Annotated in this window: 17 protein-coding genes and 1 tRNA gene; 5 read left to right on the top strand and 13 right to left on the bottom strand. The window is 65.7% G+C overall.

Annotated features, from left to right (window positions below; translation table 11 throughout):
* The 7 genes from Q0O40_RS06695 to Q0O40_RS06725 all read right to left on the bottom strand — a co-directional run.
* The coding region (locus Q0O40_RS06695) for a class I tRNA ligase family protein (protein ID WP_295527789.1) at positions 1-374 on the bottom strand (374 nt) is incomplete at its 3' end.
* A 57-nt stretch (positions 375-431) separates the two neighbouring features.
* Positions 432-1,352 carry a bifunctional riboflavin kinase/FAD synthetase gene (locus Q0O40_RS06700; protein WP_295527792.1) on the bottom strand — a complete coding sequence of 307 codons (921 nt, stop codon included), beginning with the start codon at positions 1,350-1,352 and terminating at the stop codon, positions 432-434.
* Positions 1,352-1,840: a dihydrofolate reductase gene (locus Q0O40_RS06705; RefSeq protein ID WP_295527795.1), complete on the bottom strand. Its 489-nt coding sequence runs from the start codon at positions 1,838-1,840 to the stop codon at positions 1,352-1,354. The genes Q0O40_RS06700 and Q0O40_RS06705 overlap by 1 nt, the downstream gene beginning before the upstream one ends.
* A gap of 1 nt (position 1,841) precedes the next feature.
* Positions 1,842-2,891: a 5-(carboxyamino)imidazole ribonucleotide synthase gene (locus Q0O40_RS06710; RefSeq protein ID WP_295527868.1), complete on the bottom strand. Its 1,050-nt coding sequence runs from the start codon at positions 2,889-2,891 to the stop codon at positions 1,842-1,844.
* A gap of 2 nt (positions 2,892-2,893) precedes the next feature.
* Positions 2,894-3,391 (bottom strand): 5-(carboxyamino)imidazole ribonucleotide mutase, encoded by a 498-nt coding sequence (purE, locus tag Q0O40_RS06715; RefSeq protein ID WP_295527797.1) that lies wholly within the window; start codon positions 3,389-3,391, stop codon positions 2,894-2,896.
* A 39-nt stretch (positions 3,392-3,430) separates the two neighbouring features.
* A complete protein-coding gene (gene gpmA / locus Q0O40_RS06720; RefSeq protein ID WP_295527801.1) occupies positions 3,431-4,117 on the bottom strand; it encodes a 2,3-diphosphoglycerate-dependent phosphoglycerate mutase in 687 nt (228 codons plus the stop codon).
* 85 nt (positions 4,118-4,202) lie between these two features.
* A complete protein-coding gene (locus Q0O40_RS06725) occupies positions 4,203-4,367 on the bottom strand; it encodes a hypothetical protein (protein WP_295527804.1) in 165 nt (54 codons plus the stop codon).
* Positions 4,368-4,502: 135 nt separating this feature from the next.
* On the opposite strand from Q0O40_RS06725, the gene Q0O40_RS06730 reads away from it, so the two are divergent.
* Positions 4,503-4,577, top strand: a tRNA-Thr gene (locus Q0O40_RS06730).
* 33 nt (positions 4,578-4,610) lie between these two features.
* Here the strand turns inward: Q0O40_RS06730 and Q0O40_RS06735 are convergent.
* The 4 genes from Q0O40_RS06735 to Q0O40_RS06750 all read right to left on the bottom strand — a co-directional run bounded on the left by Q0O40_RS06735 (position 4,611) and on the right by Q0O40_RS06750 (position 7,188).
* Positions 4,611-5,315: a hypothetical protein gene (locus Q0O40_RS06735; protein ID WP_295527806.1), complete on the bottom strand. Its 705-nt coding sequence runs from the start codon at positions 5,313-5,315 to the stop codon at positions 4,611-4,613.
* 9 nt (positions 5,316-5,324) lie between these two features.
* Positions 5,325-5,501 carry a hypothetical protein gene (locus Q0O40_RS06740; RefSeq protein WP_295527809.1) on the bottom strand — a complete coding sequence of 59 codons (177 nt, stop codon included), beginning with the start codon at positions 5,499-5,501 and terminating at the stop codon, positions 5,325-5,327.
* Positions 5,502-5,574: 73 nt separating this feature from the next.
* Entirely contained in the window at positions 5,575-6,807 is a 1,233-nt protein-coding gene (locus Q0O40_RS06745; protein ID WP_295527811.1) for a serine hydrolase domain-containing protein, read from the bottom strand.
* A gap of 90 nt (positions 6,808-6,897) precedes the next feature.
* Positions 6,898-7,188 carry a GNAT family N-acetyltransferase gene (locus tag Q0O40_RS06750; RefSeq protein ID WP_295527813.1) on the bottom strand — a complete coding sequence of 97 codons (291 nt, stop codon included), beginning with the start codon at positions 7,186-7,188 and terminating at the stop codon, positions 6,898-6,900.
* A 63-nt stretch (positions 7,189-7,251) separates the two neighbouring features.
* Between Q0O40_RS06750 and Q0O40_RS06755 the strand changes: the two genes are divergently transcribed.
* Positions 7,252-8,268 carry a low specificity L-threonine aldolase gene (locus tag Q0O40_RS06755; RefSeq protein ID WP_295527814.1) on the top strand — a complete coding sequence of 339 codons (1,017 nt, stop codon included), beginning with the start codon at positions 7,252-7,254 and terminating at the stop codon, positions 8,266-8,268.
* The gene (locus Q0O40_RS06760; protein ID WP_295527817.1) at positions 8,265-9,203 is read left to right on the top strand and encodes an EamA family transporter; all 939 of its coding nucleotides are present in this window, start codon (positions 8,265-8,267) and stop codon (positions 9,201-9,203) included. The genes Q0O40_RS06755 and Q0O40_RS06760 overlap by 4 nt, the downstream gene beginning before the upstream one ends.
* Here the strand turns inward: Q0O40_RS06760 and Q0O40_RS06765 are convergent.
* Positions 9,113-9,952 (bottom strand): SDR family NAD(P)-dependent oxidoreductase, encoded by an 840-nt coding sequence (locus Q0O40_RS06765; protein ID WP_295527819.1) that lies wholly within the window; start codon positions 9,950-9,952, stop codon positions 9,113-9,115. The two genes, Q0O40_RS06760 and Q0O40_RS06765, sit on opposite strands and share 91 nt — an antisense overlap.
* The gene (locus Q0O40_RS06770; protein WP_295527821.1) at positions 9,949-11,223 is read right to left on the bottom strand and encodes a M48 family metalloprotease; all 1,275 of its coding nucleotides are present in this window, start codon (positions 11,221-11,223) and stop codon (positions 9,949-9,951) included. Before Q0O40_RS06770 ends, Q0O40_RS06765 begins: the two co-directional genes overlap by 4 nt.
* A 127-nt stretch (positions 11,224-11,350) precedes the next feature.
* Here Q0O40_RS06770 and pepN point away from each other — a divergent pair, with 127 nt between their 5' ends.
* Complete coding sequence (gene pepN, locus Q0O40_RS06775) at positions 11,351-13,972, top strand: aminopeptidase N (protein WP_295527823.1); 2,622 nt, start codon at positions 11,351-11,353, stop codon at positions 13,970-13,972.
* A complete protein-coding gene (pgeF, locus tag Q0O40_RS06780) occupies positions 13,969-14,739 on the top strand; it encodes a peptidoglycan editing factor PgeF (protein WP_295527825.1) in 771 nt (256 codons plus the stop codon). Before pepN ends, pgeF begins: the two co-directional genes overlap by 4 nt.
* Positions 14,740-14,742 lie beyond the last annotated feature (3 nt).

The raw sequence follows: 14,742 nt of genomic DNA on the forward strand, positions 1-14,742 counted from the left end.
TTGTTCTTCTTTTTCTTGCGGTACTCTTCCTCGACCTTCCACTCGATGGGCAGGCCGTGGCAATCCCAGCCGGGCACATAGGGCGCGTCCTTGCCGAGCAGCGATTGCGTGCGGCAGACCATGTCCTTCAGGATATGATTGAGCGCGTGGCCGATGTGCATGTCGCCGTTGGCATAAGGCGGGCCATCGTGCAGGATGAACTTTTCGCGGCCGGCGCGCACGTCGCGCAGCTTGCGGTAAAGCCCTTCTGCCTCCCAGCGCGCGAGGATGCCCGGCTCCTTTTGCGGCAAGCCGGCCTTCATCGGGAAATCGGTCTTCGGCAGGAAGACGGTGCTGCGATAATCGCGGGCTTCGGGGCTGGGCTGTTCGGTCATGTCATCAGCGCTCTAGCGAGAGGCGGGGCATCCTGCAAATAGCGGGTTTGGCGTGCCTCAAGCCAGCAGCCGCCGCGCCTCGTCGCAATCGCGCTCCATCTGCGCGACCAGCGCATCCAAGCTATCGAACTTGGCCTCGCCGCGCAGGAAATGGTGGAACGCGACCTCGATGATCTGTCCGTAAAGATCGCCGCTGAAGTCAAAGAAATGCGGTTCGAGCAGTTCCTTGGGCGGATCGAACGTGGGGCGGATGCCGATGTTGGCCGCGCCATGCAGCATCCGGCCATCGGGCAAGCGCCCCGTTACCGCATAGATCCCATAGCGCGGGCGCAGATATGTGCCCAGATCGAGGTTGGCGGTGGGGAAATTGATCGTGCGGCCCACTTTGTCGCCGTGCTGCACCGTGCCCCGGATCGCAAAGGGCCGGGTGAGCAACTGTGCGGCAGCCTGTGGGTCGCCCGCGATGAGCGCATCGCGGATGCGGCTGGAGGAGACCACTTGGCCTTCCAGCGTAACCGGGCCGACCGCGCGCGCGGCCAGCCCGCACGCTGCGCCGAGCAGGTTCAGCATTTCGACATTGCCGCGCCGCGCCTTGCCGAAAGTGAAATCCTCCCCAGTGACGACCGCCGCCGCGCCCAGCCGCGTCACCAGCAGTTCGCGCACGAAGTCCTCGGCGCTCATGCCCGCAAGCGCAGCATCGAAGCCGAACACCAACATCGCATCGGCCCCGGCGGCGGTAAACAATTCCTCGCGCTGATCGAGCGTGGTCAGCCGAAACGGCGCAGCATCGGGCTTGAAATAGCGCACCGGGTGCGGATCGAAGGTGGCGATGATCGCCGGGCGGCCCTCGGCGCGCGCCCAGCGCACCGCCTCTCCGGCCACGGCCTGATGCCCCAGATGAAACCCATCGAAATTGCCCAGCGCGATCACCGCGCCGCGCAAGGCCTCGGGCATGGGCTCGCTGGCTTGGAGGTGCATCAGCCGCGCGCCCTTGCCAGCGTGACGAAATCGAACGCGGGCCGCCCCTCTGCTGCGGCATGCGCCTCGCGCGCGGTTTCGAGCCAGTGCGGCCCCAGCCTTGGCAAAACGGTATCTCCTGCAAATTCCCCATGAACGTCGGTGAGTTCGGCGCGGCTGGCAAGGGGTTCAAACAGGGCAAGCACTTCGGCCCCGCCGATCACCGCGACATCGCCATCCCCGGCCAGCGCCAGCGCCCCGGCCACATCGCGCACCGGCTCGGCCCCGGCGGCGGCCCAATCGGGATCGCGGGTGAGCACGATATGGCGGCGGCCCGGCAGCACCCCGGGGAGCGAGGCGAAAGTCTTGCGGCCCATGATCATCGGCTTGCCCATGGTCAGCGCCTTGAAGCGCTTGAGATCGGCAGGGAGATGCCAGGGCAAAGTGCCCTTGTCGCCAATCGTGCCATCCGCCGCGCGCGCGACGATCAGAAACAGCTCTGCCGCCACCTTACAGCACCAGCCGGGTGACATGACCCATCTTGCGGCCCGGGCGCACGGCGGCCTTGCCATAGAGGTGCAGGTGGTTGGCGGGATCGGAGAGGATCGCGGGCCAATCGTGCGCATCATCACCGATCAGATTGTCCATCACCACCCCGCGCGCGGCCAGCTGGGTGGACCCCAGCGGCAGCCCGCAAATCGCGCGGACATGGTTTTCAAACTGCGAGGTGAGCGCGCCCTCGATCGTCCAGTGGCCCGAATTGTGCACGCGCGGGGCCATTTCATTGAACACCGGACCATCCGCCGTGGCGAAGAATTCAAGCGTGAGCACGCCGACATAACCGAGCGCATCGGCCACTTTGCGCGCGAGACCCCGCGCCTCGGCCACTTGCGCCAAGATAGCGGGCGGGGCGGGCACCGTAGAGCGGGCGAGAATGCCGTGGCGGTGCGCATTGTCCGCCGAATCCCAGAACCGCACATCGCCATCCGCGCCGCGCACGAGGATCACCGAAAACTCGTGTTCGAACGCAACGAAGCCTTCGTAGACCAAGCCGGCGCCGGGCAGGGCAAACGCCGCCGCCGCGCCTGCGTCCATGATCCGCCACTGGCCCTTGCCGTCATAGCCATCGCGGCGGGTCTTGACGATGCCGGGCATGCCGATGCGGGCAACCGCTGCGGCAAAGTCTGCCGCCGTATCGACCGCCGCCCACGGCGCGGCGCGGCCGCCCAGTTCTTCGGCAAAGCGCTTTTCGTGCACGCGGTCTTGCGCAACTTCCAGTGCGCGGACCGGCGGGAACATCCGCCCCTCGCCGGCCAGCGCGGCCACGGGCACATTCTCGAACTCATACGTGATGACAGCGCAGGCCGCCATGAACCGTTCGAGCGCAGCGCTGTCGGCCCAATCGGCGCATGTGGACGCCGCGCAGACATCGGCGGCAATCGCATCGGGCTCTGGCGCATAGACATGGCAGCGATAGCCAAGATTGGCCGCCGCGAGCGCGATCATCCGGCCCAACTGGCCGCCGCCGAGGATGCCGATAGTCTCGCCCGGAGGGATCAAGTTCATTGCGGGCGCTCGGCCACCGCATTGGTCTGTGCGGCCCGGTAAGCGATCAGCCGCGCCTCAAGCGCAGGGTCGCTGATGGCAAGGATCGCAGCGGCGAGCAGCCCGGCGTTGACCGCGCCCGGCGCGCCGATCGCCAATGTGCCCACCGGAATGCCGCCAGGCATTTGCGCGATCGAGAGCAGGCTGTCCACGCCCTGCAACGCCTTCGATTCCACTGGCACGCCGAGCACTGGCAGGTGCGTCATTGCCGCCACCATGCCGGGCAGATGCGCCGCGCCGCCTGCGCCCGCAATCACCACCTTGAAGCCTTCGCGGTGCGCCGCGTTGGCGAACGCGACCAGCCGATCGGGCGTGCGGTGCGCCGAAACGATGCGGCAATCGTGCGCAACGCCGAGCTTAGTCAGCACCTCGGCGGCCTTTTGCATCGTTTCCCAATCGGACTGGCTGCCCATCACGATCGCCACTTGTGGGACAATCTGCGCCGTTTCACTCATCCTGCTTGCCCCTCACCGACCGGCCCAACGCGCAGACCGTCACCGCTCCGACAGATAATACCGCTCCAGCGCGGTAAGATCATCGGCCAGTTCATAGATGATCGGCTGGCCGGTCGGGATCTCAAGCTCGCTGATATCGGCATCCGAAATGCCCGACAGATGCTTGACCAGTGCGCGCAGCGAATTGCCGTGCGCCGAGACAATCACCGTCTCGCCCGCCAGCAGCGCAGGCGCGATCTTTTCCTCCCAGCAAGGCAGCACACGCGCGATGGTGTCCTTCAGGCTTTCCGCGCTGGGCACCGCGATCCCGGCATAGCGCGGGTCGGACGCGAGATCGAAAGCGCTGCCGGGCGCCAGCGGCGGCGGCGGGGTGTCGAAGCTGCGGCGCCAGATCTTGACCTGATCTGCGCCGTGCAGCGCGGTCGTCTCGGCCTTGTCGAGCCCGGTGAGGCCGCCATAATGCCGCTCGTTGAGCCGCCAGTCTTTATCTTCTGGCAACCACAACCGGCCCATCGCCTCGAGCGCGAGATGGAGCGTCTTGATCGCGCGAGTCTGCAGCGAGGTGAACGCGGCTGTGGGCAGCACGTCCTTTTCCTTGAGCAGCACGCCGGCGGCAAAGGCTTCGGCAGCGCCTTTTTCGGTAACGTCGACATCCCACCAGCCGGTGAAACGGTTTTCAAGGTTCCACTGCGACTGGCCGTGGCGGATCAGGATCAGGCGGGGCATTGGCTTCCTGTTGCTGCTTAAATCGGGAAGCGAGGGCGTAGCGCCGCGCGCGTGATTTGGGAAGGGCGCAGACAGGCCGGGCAGATCAGCTTTGCGATTCGCCGCTGCGATCGCCTGATGCCGGCGCAAGCGGTTCGCTCAGCGCGCGGGCCTGCGCTTTGCGCAGTCTCAAGTTGTCGCGCAGCCGCGCAGCGAGACGTTCCTCGCGGGTCGCGGGTTTGGGAGGTTGCGGGGCCGTGCCTTCAGTCATGGCCCAAACCTGTGCCCTCTGGCTCTCGCCCCGGCAAGCCTTGCTTGACAAAGAACCGCCCCCCCGCCAAAGCGCGCGCCTGTCTGGACCAGCGCTCGCCGCAGCTTTAGACGGGCAACGTCGCGGAAATGGTGTGCTGCTGTAGCTCAGTGGTAGAGCGCATCCTTGGTAAGGCTGAGGTCGGGAGTTCAATCCTCCCCAGCAGCACCATTTCCCGGGCTGATCAGGCCGACTCTGCATCAGTTAGTCATCAGCCAGTTCGTAGACGCTGAAAGCGATGTTGGCCCATTCTTCGCGGTTGAGGACGATCCAGTCGATCCTGATCCCCGCCTTGGCGCGAACGGGCACTACTGCGCTAAAATCAAGCGTGAATGACTCAGCGTCGCGCAGGATCACTTGTGCTGGATAGCGCCCTGCATCGTGCGCCAGCGATTCGACAATGCCTTCATAGCCCAGAACTTTTCCCTCGTGGCTCACCTTGGTCAGCACATAGGCGGTAATGAAGCGGCGCGGAGCATTGCCCTGAAGATAGACCTGCGACAACGGGCCATAAAGGATGGCATGCTTGCCCCATCGCAAACAAAGTCTTCCCGCCAGGGCGCCGATCAGCACGGCCACGCCGCAAAGCCAGAACAAACCCCAGAACAGCGCGAACGCGGCGGCATTGCCAGACATGGCGGCCAACCGTGCCTCGGCAAATATATACGGATCCGCCCATGGCAGTGCGATCAGCGGCGCAAACAGATGCAGCCCGGCCAACCCGGATACGAAAAGCGCATGAACCACCACGCTGAAGCCGCCAACCAACGCAACGCCTTCGGACGAAGTAAGCGCGGGCAAGGGCGGATCGACAGCGGCAGTCCGCGCAGATCGAAAGAAAGACTGGGTCGCGATTATTCCGGGCAGCAGCAGCGCGCCTGCAAGTATCGCAAGCAACGTCGCGCCCATTAGCGCGGCCTAGCGGTCGTGATCGGCCTCGGTCGCGCTGCGCAGGCTGCTGCGATGGATCACATGAACCCCGTCAGCGCGCTGCGTCGAAGCGAGCTTCACATTTTCCCAGCTGCCGCCAAATGCCCGCACAACTTTGACAGCGGATTGGATTGCTTCGGGCGAATTGATGCGGCTGGAGGTCATGACATCAGTAATATAATAGGCTGGACCATCTTAACAAGCGATTTAAGCCCTCAAATCCCGCCGATGGCATCCCTCAGGCGCGCCACGCGCCCGAGGCATTGGACGACCAGCCAAGGCCGGCATAGGCCGCATCGACCAGCGATTGCCCGCGCGCGTTGAGCAGGATGCCTGGGCCCATCCGGTTCATCGTATAGCCAAAGCCGATGCCGGCGTCCGGATCGGCAAAGCCGACGCTGCCGCCCATGCCGACATGGCCGAACGCGCTTTCGCCGAGCAGCAGGCTGTCCGCCCCATTGGCGCGGTTGTCGGTGCTGGCCATGAAGCCCAGCGCAAAGCGCATCGGCTGCATCAACACCGCGTCGCTCAAGGTGGCGGCGGTGACGCGGCCCATCCGCTGGATGGTTTCCGGCTTGAAATACCCCTGCCCGCCATTGGCCAGCGGCGCATAAAGCCCGGCCAGCCCGCGCGCATTGGTAATGCCATTGGCGCTGCCGATCTCGGCGGCGTGGATCTCGCGCGAGTTGAAATTGGCCTTGCCCTGATTGCCCAGAAACAACGCAGGCAGGCTGCCCGGCTTGCCCGAAACATGCTGAAAGAAGCGCGAGGCAAAGTTGATCTCGGCCGGATCGGGCGCGATCATCGGCGCGACGCGGGCTTCGCATGCTTCAGGCAGGCCGATGTGGAAATCGAGGCCCAGCGGCCCGGCAAATTCTTCGGCGAAATAGACGCCCAGCGGCTTGCCCGCGAGAATGCGCACGAGATTGCCAACGGTCCACGCATATGTCAGCGCGTGATAGCCCTGCTGCGTGCCCGGCTCCCAGAAGGCTTCTTCGGCTTCGACACGGCCCACCATGTAATCCCAATCGGCAAGGCCGCCCGGGCGGATCGGCTCGCGCACATGCGGCACCGGCGAGGTGTGGCACAGCATCATCGCCACCGTCGTGGCCTCCTTGCCGCCCGCCGCAAAGCCCGGCCACACATCGGCCACCAGCGTGTCATAACCAATCGCCCCCTGCTCGACGAGGCGGTGAAGGCACAGCGCCGCCGCACCTTTGGTGCAGGAATAGACGATGGAAATCGTGTCGCGCTCCCACGCAGACGCTGGCTCCGCTTCGGTCGCAGGGGCGGCCCAGCCGCCCCACAGATCGACCACCGGCTCGCCGCCCACCACGAGGCAGACGCTGGCCCCCACTTCGCCGCGCTCGGTGAAATTGGCGCGAAAAACGTCCAGCATCGGGGCAAATTCGGGTGCGCAGAACCCGGCGATGGTCTGGCCAGCAGGCAATTGCTCGGAAATCTGGGTCATGGGGTGGATGCTCCTCTCGCGTTATGGCTTGTTTTGCGTTTCACTAGCCGACCGATCGCCCGGGACAAAGCGCCAATGCGGGCGCGCGCTTCAGGCCAGCAGATCCGCCCATTCCGGACGGCGTTTGAACGCAGCGGCGACATAGCTGCATTGCGGCTCGATCTTCCAGCCTTGCGCGCGCGCATCGGCGATCAGCGCTTCGACCAGCTTTGCGGCAATCCCGCGCCCGCCGATTTCGGGCGGGACGAGGGTGTGTTCGGCCGTCAATACATTGGCGCGCCTCACGTAGGTCAGCCGCCCGAAGGCGGCGCTGTCCGCCACGCGGGCCTGGTATTCGCCCTGCGCGCCTTGATCCAGATGCGTGATCACAGGTTCGTTCATGGCTATCCATCCCATAAGGCAAGCTGACTTGACCGTTGCACCATGCCCGGTAAGGCCAGCGCCATGAAGTTCTTCTCCGACAATGCCGCGCCTGTCCACCCCCGCGTCTGGGCCGCGATGCAGGCCGCCGATACGCCCGACAAGGCCTATGACGGCGATGCGCTGTCGCGGCGGCTCGATGATGCGTTTGCGGACGCGTTTGGCACCCCTTGCACTGCGCTGTGGGTGGCCACGGGAACAGCGGGCAATTGCCTTGCGCTGGCCGCGATGGCGCCGCCGCATGGCGGTGTCGTCTGCCACCGCGAGGCGCATATCGAGATCGACGAGGGCGGCGCGCCGGGCTTTTTTCTCCACGGCGCGAAGCTGCTGCTGGCGGCGGGCGAGGGCGCGAAGCTGACCCCCGAGACGATCCGCGCGGTGATCGATCCGATCCGTCCCGAAGTCCACCAGGTCCAGCCGCATGCGATTTCGATCACCCAGGCCAGCGAATATGGCCGCGTCTATACCCCCGCCGAAGTCGCCGCCATCGGCGCATTGGCGCAGGAACGCGGGCTCGGCCTGCATATGGACGGCGCACGTTTTGCCAATGCGGTGGCGCATCTTGGCTGCCATCCGGCAGACGTGACCGTGCGCGCGGGCGTTGCTGCGCTCACCTTCGGCTTTGTCAAGAATGGCGGCATGGGGGCCGAAGCGCTGGTGTTCTTCGATCCCGCGCTCGCCGATGTGGTGCGGTTTCGCCGCAAGCGCGCCGGCCATCTCCAATCCAAGGGCCGCTATCTGGCCGCGCAAGTGCTGGCGATGCTGGAAGGCGATCTCTGGCTGGAAAACGCCCGCGCCGCCAATGCGGCCGCGCAGGAAATCGCCGCAGTCTGCGGCGATCGGCTGATCCATGCGGTCGAAGCGAACGAGGTGTTCGTGGTGCTTTCCCCGGCCGAGCAGCAGGCGCTCCACGCACAAGGCTTTGAATTCTACGACTGGACCGCCCCGCCGGGCGCTCCCGGAGCCGCCCGCCTCGTGACCGCATGGAGCAGCCCGCCGCTTGAAGTGCAAGCGCTCGCCCGCGCCATCGCGGCGCTGTGAGCACGGAGCACTTGCCCGGCGAAGCCCGCTTTCTGCAGGCGCGCATCATCGTGCCGTTTGTGCTGACGGCGGTGATCTGGGGTTCGACCTGGCTGGTGATCAAGGGCCAGCTTGGCGATGTCCCGCCCAGCTGGTCGGTGACCTGGCGCTTTGCCGGCGCGGCGCTCGGCATGTTCGCCTTTGTGCTGGCCAAGCGCCTGCCGCTGGTGCCCGATACCAAAGGCCTCACGGTGGCGGCGGTGATGGGCTGCAGCGTGTTTTCGGTCAATTTCCAGTTCGTCTACCGCTCCGAACAATACCTCACCTCGGGGCTTGTCGCGGTGCTGTTTGCGCTGCTCTTGGTGCCCAACACGCTTTTTGCGCGGATCTTTCTTGGCCAGCGGATCACGCGCGGCTTTTTGCTGGGCACGGGAATCGCGCTCATCGGCATCGCGCTGCTGATGCTCCACGAATATCGCCTCGCGCTCGCGCAGAACGCCGCGATGGGCGCAAATGTGCTGATCGGCGGGGTCATGGTGCTCGCCGCGCTGCTCTTTGCCTCGATCGGCAATGTCGTGCAGGCCACCACCATGGCGCGCGGCCAGCCGGTGCCGACCATGCTCGCCTGGGCGATGCTGATCGGCGCGGGCGTCGATGCCGTGATCGCTTCGATGCTGTCTGGCCCGCCCCGCTTCGAATGGACCTTGGGCTATGCCGGCGGGGTGGCCTACCTCGCGATCATCGGCTCGGTGGTCACGTTCCCGATGTACAACGGCCTGCTGCGCGCGCTTGGGCCGGGCCGCGCCGCTTATAACGGCGTGCTCGTGCCGGTTGTCGCGATGCTGCTCTCGACCCTGTTCGAGGGCTACCGCTGGTCCTTGCTCGCCGGCGCGGGCGCGGCGCTGGCGATCATCGGGCTGGTCGTGGCGTTAAGGGCGCGCAGCCCCTCGCGGTAGGTGGGATAGCGCAGCCGCCAGCCCAGCATGCGCTTGGCCTTGCCATTGGCAATGCGGCGGTTCTCGGCATAGAAACCCAGCGCCATCGGCGAAAGCTGCGCCTCTTCCAGCGATTTCAAGGGCGGCGGCGCCTGCCCCAGCAGCCGCGCGGCTTCCTCGATCACCGCATTCTGGCTGCAGGGCAGATCATCGGCGAGGTTATAGACCCCCGGCGCGCCATCAAACGCCGCGATCACCCCGCCCGCGATATCGGCGACATGGACCCGGCTGAACACTTGCCCTGCCAGATCGATCCGGTTTGCCGCGCCGCTCTCCACCCGCTCAAGCGCGCTGCGGCCCGGCCCATAGATGCCGGGCAGCCGCAACACGCGCGCGCCCAGAGCCTGCCACGCCAGATCGGCCTCGGCCCGCGCCGTGCGCCGCCCCGCGCCGACGGCTGCGCTTTCATCGACCCAAGCGCCGCCGGTGTCGCCATAGACCCCGGTGGAGGAGAGATAGCCGAGCCATGTGGCCGATTGACGGCGCAGCAGATCACCATAGGATTCCAGCACCGGATCGCCGCCATCGCGGGCCGGAGGGACCGAGGACAGCACATGGCTCGCCCCCGCCACCGCCGCCGCCACGGCGTTCGCATCGGCAAAGTTCACATCGCCCGCGCGCCCGGTGCCGCGCACCTGCCAGCCCTGCGCGCGCAAGTCTGCGGCCAGCACTTGCGCTGTATAACCCATACCGAAGATGAATAGGTTCATGGCAGCGGCAGGATCACTGTTTCGCGGGCGCCGGGAACATGATCTTTCTTCCACTGCATCGCCATCCGCACCCGCGTTCGGCCCGAAGGGTGATCAAACAGCACCGCTTCTTCGAGCGCACCGGGCGCGATCTTGCGGTAATTTGAAAGCTTCATGGCGGTCGCGGCAAAAGCATCGGGTTCGCGCGCGGCATCGAGGCCAAAGGCATCGGCTTCGCTTTCGCTTACCCGGATCACGGTGTTGAGCAGCGGAAGTGATACCAGCGAGAGCACCGCCAGCACCGCTGCGAACACCGGCATCGAGGCCGGATCGCCGATCGCCCGCACTTTCCAACGCTGCCCGCCCAGCCGGATCGCGGCCGGCACGATCATCGCGGCAATCCAGAACTGCGCGGCGAACAAGAGCGAGATGAGCAGGATCAGCCGCCAACTGTGGCCGAGCACATAATGGCCCAGTTCATGCCCCATCACTGCCGCGACCATGGCCGGCGGCTGCTTGAGCAGGTTGTCGTTCAGCGTGACGCGGATGGTCGGGCCAAGCCCCGAGACATTGGCCGAAATCCGGTCCGACTGGCGCGATTCGTCCGCCACATAGATTTGATCGGCAGGCACCTGGTAAGCCTTCGCCATGGCCACGATCCGATCGCGCACCGGCCCTTGCGGCATGGGGGTGTAAGTGTTGAACAAGGGCGCGATGAACACCGGCGAGACCAGCACCGCCAACGTAACGAGCGCGCTCACCAAGCCGCTGCCGATAAGCCACCAGCGCCTGGGCCAGCGCCGGATCACCACATACGTGAGCAGGAGAAGCGGACCGCCGATCAGGATCGTCAGAACGAAACCGATCGCCTGATCGCCCAGCCATGCGCCGAGCGACTGGTTCATCAGCCCAAAATGCTGCTCGCGCCAGAACTGCGTGTAGATCGTCCACGGCAGGGTGATGAGGGTATTGGCCGCGAGGAACGTGATCGCGCACGCAATGATGCCCAGCCATGGCCGCCAGCCCCGCCGCTGCATGGCATCGCGCACTCCCGGCAGCACCCGCAAGCGCAGCATGAGCCAGCAGACAAACACCGAAATCACCGTGCCGAACAGCACGTTCCATTGCGAACCATCAAAATAGGCGTCCGATTTGACGCGCGCTGCCGGGCTCAGCGTGGCCAGCCACGCCTGCGTCGCATGCTCAACATCGAACCCTGCGGCGCTGGCGCCCAGCGGCGCGGCGGCAAGTGCGAGCGAGGCAAGCATCGAAATCCGCCTGATCAGCGCCATGAATCCATTCCTGCCGTGCCTTGTTAATGGGTGAGGGCGGGCAGGCCCGGCGTCAAGTGATCTTAACATATCGGGCCGGATGAAGTTTGCGGTTGGCCGGTTCCCGCAGCGCGCCTACATTGGCGCTATGAACGATCTTTCCCGTCCGCCCGCCCTTCCCGCCGCTCCTGCGCTCGTGCGGCGACTGGATTACCAGCCGCCCGAATGGCTGGTGAGCGATATTGCGCTCGATTTTGCGCTGTCACTCACGGCCGCGCGGGTTCGCAGCGAATTGACCGTGATGCGCAACCCGCTGGCCCAGCCGAACCCCGCCATCCGCCTGAACGGCGATGGCATCACCGCGGCCAGCGTGCTGGTGGACGGCGAGGTGCGCCACGACTGGCGGATGGACGGCAATGATCTGCTGATCGATCTGGCAGGCGAGCACTATGTCATCGCCATCGAAACCGTGCTCGACCCTTCCGCCAACACCCAGCTTTCCGGGCTTTATGCGTCGGGCGGGATGCTGTGCACGCAATGCGAGGCCGAAGGTTTCCGGCGCATCACCTTCTTTCCCGACCGGCCCGATGTTCTGAGCCGCTACAAAGTGCGGATGAGCGGCGACAAGGCCGCGTTTCCGGTGCTGCTGTCCAACGGAAATCCGGTGGCGCAGGGGGACGGCGAAAACGGCACACATTGGGCCGAGTGGCACGATCCTTGGCCCAAGCCATCGTATCTCTTCGCGTTGGTGGCAGGCGATCTGGTCGCAACGCGCGACAGCTTCACCACCCGCTCGGGCCGCAAGGTTGACTTGGGCATCTATGTGCGCGCCGGGGACGAAGGCCGCACCGACCACGCCATGCGCTCGCTCATCGCCTCGATGCAATGGGACGAGGAAGTCTATGGGCGCGAATACGACCTCGACTTGTTCAACATTGTCGCGGTCGCCGATTTCAATGCCGGGGCGATGGAGAACAAGGGCCTCAACGTGTTCAACACGCGCTACATCCTGGCGGATCCCGAAACAGCGACCGACGGCGATTACGATGCAATCGAGGGCGTGGTCGCGCACGAATATTTCCACAACTGGTCGGGCAACCGCGTGACCTGTCGCGACTGGTTTCAGCTCAGCCTCAAGGAAGGCTTCACCGTGCTGCGCGATCAGCAGTTCAGCGCGGATCGCGGATCGGCCCCGGTCAAGCGGATCGAGGATGTGCGGATCTTGCGCGCAGCACAGTTCCCCGAGGATTCCGGCCCGCTGGCGCACCCGATCCGCCCCGACGTCTATCAGGAAATCAGCAATTTCTACACCGCCACGGTCTATAACAAAGGGGCCGAGGTGATCCGCATGATCACGGTGATGACCGGTGCCGAGCGCTTTCGCCAGGGCACCGATGTCTATTTCGACCGGCACGACGGCGAGGCGGCGACATGCGAGGATTTTGTCTGCGCGATCGAAGACGGCGCGCAGATCGATCTCAGCCAGTTTCGCCGCTGGTACGAACAGGCGGGCACCCCGCGCGTCGAAGTGAGCATGGCGCATGCCGATGGCAGCGTGACGCTGACGTTGAAGCAGAGCATCCCCGCCACCCCGGGGCAAGACCACAAGCAGCCGATGGTCATCCCGCTGCGCACCGCGTTGTTTGACCGCGACACTGCGGCGCATGGCCGCGAACACCTGCTGATGCTGACCAAGCCCGAGCAGACGTTCACGTTCAGCGGTTTTGACCAGCGCCCGGTGCTGTCGATCAATCGCGGCTTTTCCGCGCCGGTGGCGCTGATCCATCCGGCGAGCGATGCCGATCTGGTGTTTCTGGCCGCGCACGACGATGATCCCTTCGCGCGCTATGAAGCGATGCAGCAGCTGGTGGTGCAGCATCTCGTGGCGGCGGTGAACGGCACGCTTGCCGAGCATGACCGCGCGGCGGGCCGGGCGGCCATCGGCGCGGCGTTTGCCGCCGTGCTGGCGGATCAGGCGCTCGACGATCTGATGCGCGGCGAATTGCTGATCCTGCCCGGCGAGACGTATCTGGCCGAACAGATCGAGCAGGTCGATCCGGTGCAGGTCCGCGCCGAACGCGAGGAATTAAAGCGCTGGCTGGGCGAGACGCTGATTGCCGAATGGCGGGCGCTGCATGATCGCTGCTGCGCGGTGCCCTATAGCCTCGATGCCGACGCGCGCGGCGCGCGCAAGCTGAAAACGCAAGGCTTGGTCTATCTCACCCTTGCCGACCCCGGCGACACGGCGCGGCGGGCGCGGGCGCAATACGATACCGCCAGCAACATGACTGACCGGCAAGGCGCGCTGATGGTGCTGGCCGGGCTCGATTGCGCGGATCGCGAGGAGGTCCTCGCCGATTTCCACGCGCGGTTTGCAGGCAACCAGCTGGTGATCGACAAGTGGTTTTCGATCCAGGCCAGCTCATTTCATCCAGAAGCGCTGGAGCATGTCAAAGCGCTGGCAAGCCATGCCGATTTCACCATGGCCAATCCCAACCGGGTGCGCGCGCTCTATATGGCCTTTGCCGGAAACCCCGGCGCGTTTCATGCCGCGAACGGCGAGGGCTACCGGATGATCGCCGATCTGATCATCGCGCTCGATCCGATCAACGCCAATGTCGCCGCGCGCTTCGTTACGCCGCTCGGCCGCTGGCGCAAGCTGGAGCCAGTGCGCGCCGCGCTGATGCGCGCCGAACTGGAACGGATCGCTGCCATCCCAGCCCTCTCGCGCGATGTCCGCGAGCAGGTTACGCGCAGCCTCGAAGGATGATGGACGCGCCGGAAGCCTTGCGCCATCCGGCGCTTGCCGGGGCGGCGCATGGCTTTCTGGGCCGGAAGGGCGGGGTCAGCAAGGGGCTGCTGGCCGGGCTCAATGTGAGCTACGCCGACGATGATCCGGCGCTGACCAGCGAGAACCGGGCCCGCGCGGTGGCGGCGGTGCTGCCGGGGGCCGCCTTGCAGACCTGCTACCAGATCCATTCGGCAGATGTCGTCACCGTGACCACGCCATGGGCCGATGCCGACCGCCCGCGCGGCGATGCGCTGGTGACGGACCGGCCCGGCATCGTGCTGGGCGTGCTGATCGCCGATTGTGCGCCGGTGCTGTTCCACGATGCCACAGCCGGGGTGATTGGCGCGGCCCATGCCGGATGGAAGGGCGCCTTCACCGGCGTGACGGACAGCACGGTGGAAGCGATGGAGGCGCTCGGCGCGCGGCGCGAGCACATCGCGGCTGTGGTCGGCCCGTGCATCGCGCAGAAAAGCTATGAAGTGGACGCAGCCTTCGAAGCCCGGTTCCTCGAACAGTCGGCTGAAAACGCGCGCTTCTTCAAGGCGGGCCGCGCTGGCCACGCGTGGTTCGATCTCGAAGGTTACACCGCCGCGCGGCTGCGTGATGCCGGTGTTGGCCAGATCGCGATGTTGGGTGAGGACACTTATGCGCAGGAAGCCCGCTTTTATTCCTTCCGCCGCGCCACCCACCGCGCCGAACCGGGATATGGGCGGCAGATTGCGCTGATCGGATTGGCCGCCCGCTGACCG

Origin of the sequence: Novosphingobium sp. Chol11, from assembly GCF_945870625.1 — a bacterium.
Taxonomy (GTDB): domain Bacteria; phylum Pseudomonadota; class Alphaproteobacteria; order Sphingomonadales; family Sphingomonadaceae; genus Novosphingobium.

Coding starts and splice junctions, on each gene's coding strand:
- Q0O40_RS06750 (WP_295527813.1), bottom strand. CDS start 7,188: ATGAACGAACCTGTGATCACGCATCTGGATCAAGGCGCGCAGGGCGAA.
- pgeF (WP_295527825.1), top strand. CDS start 13,969: ATGATGGACGCGCCGGAAGCCTTGCGCCATCCGGCGCTTGCCGGGGCG.
- Q0O40_RS06745 (WP_295527811.1), bottom strand. CDS start 6,807: ATGACCCAGATTTCCGAGCAATTGCCTGCTGGCCAGACCATCGCCGGG.
- purE (WP_295527797.1), bottom strand. CDS start 3,391: ATGAGTGAAACGGCGCAGATTGTCCCACAAGTGGCGATCGTGATGGGC.
- pepN (WP_295527823.1), top strand. CDS start 11,351: ATGAACGATCTTTCCCGTCCGCCCGCCCTTCCCGCCGCTCCTGCGCTC.
- Q0O40_RS06725 (WP_295527804.1), bottom strand. CDS start 4,367: ATGACTGAAGGCACGGCCCCGCAACCTCCCAAACCCGCGACCCGCGAG.
- gpmA (WP_295527801.1), bottom strand. CDS start 4,117: ATGCCCCGCCTGATCCTGATCCGCCACGGCCAGTCGCAGTGGAACCTT.
- Q0O40_RS06735 (WP_295527806.1), bottom strand. CDS start 5,315: ATGGGCGCGACGTTGCTTGCGATACTTGCAGGCGCGCTGCTGCTGCCC.
- Q0O40_RS06740 (WP_295527809.1), bottom strand. CDS start 5,501: ATGACCTCCAGCCGCATCAATTCGCCCGAAGCAATCCAATCCGCTGTC.
- Q0O40_RS06700 (WP_295527792.1), bottom strand. CDS start 1,352: ATGCACCTCCAAGCCAGCGAGCCCATGCCCGAGGCCTTGCGCGGCGCG.
- Q0O40_RS06770 (WP_295527821.1), bottom strand. CDS start 11,223: ATGGCGCTGATCAGGCGGATTTCGATGCTTGCCTCGCTCGCACTTGCC.
- Q0O40_RS06765 (WP_295527819.1), bottom strand. CDS start 9,952: ATGAACCTATTCATCTTCGGTATGGGTTATACAGCGCAAGTGCTGGCC.
- Q0O40_RS06755 (WP_295527814.1), top strand. CDS start 7,252: ATGAAGTTCTTCTCCGACAATGCCGCGCCTGTCCACCCCCGCGTCTGG.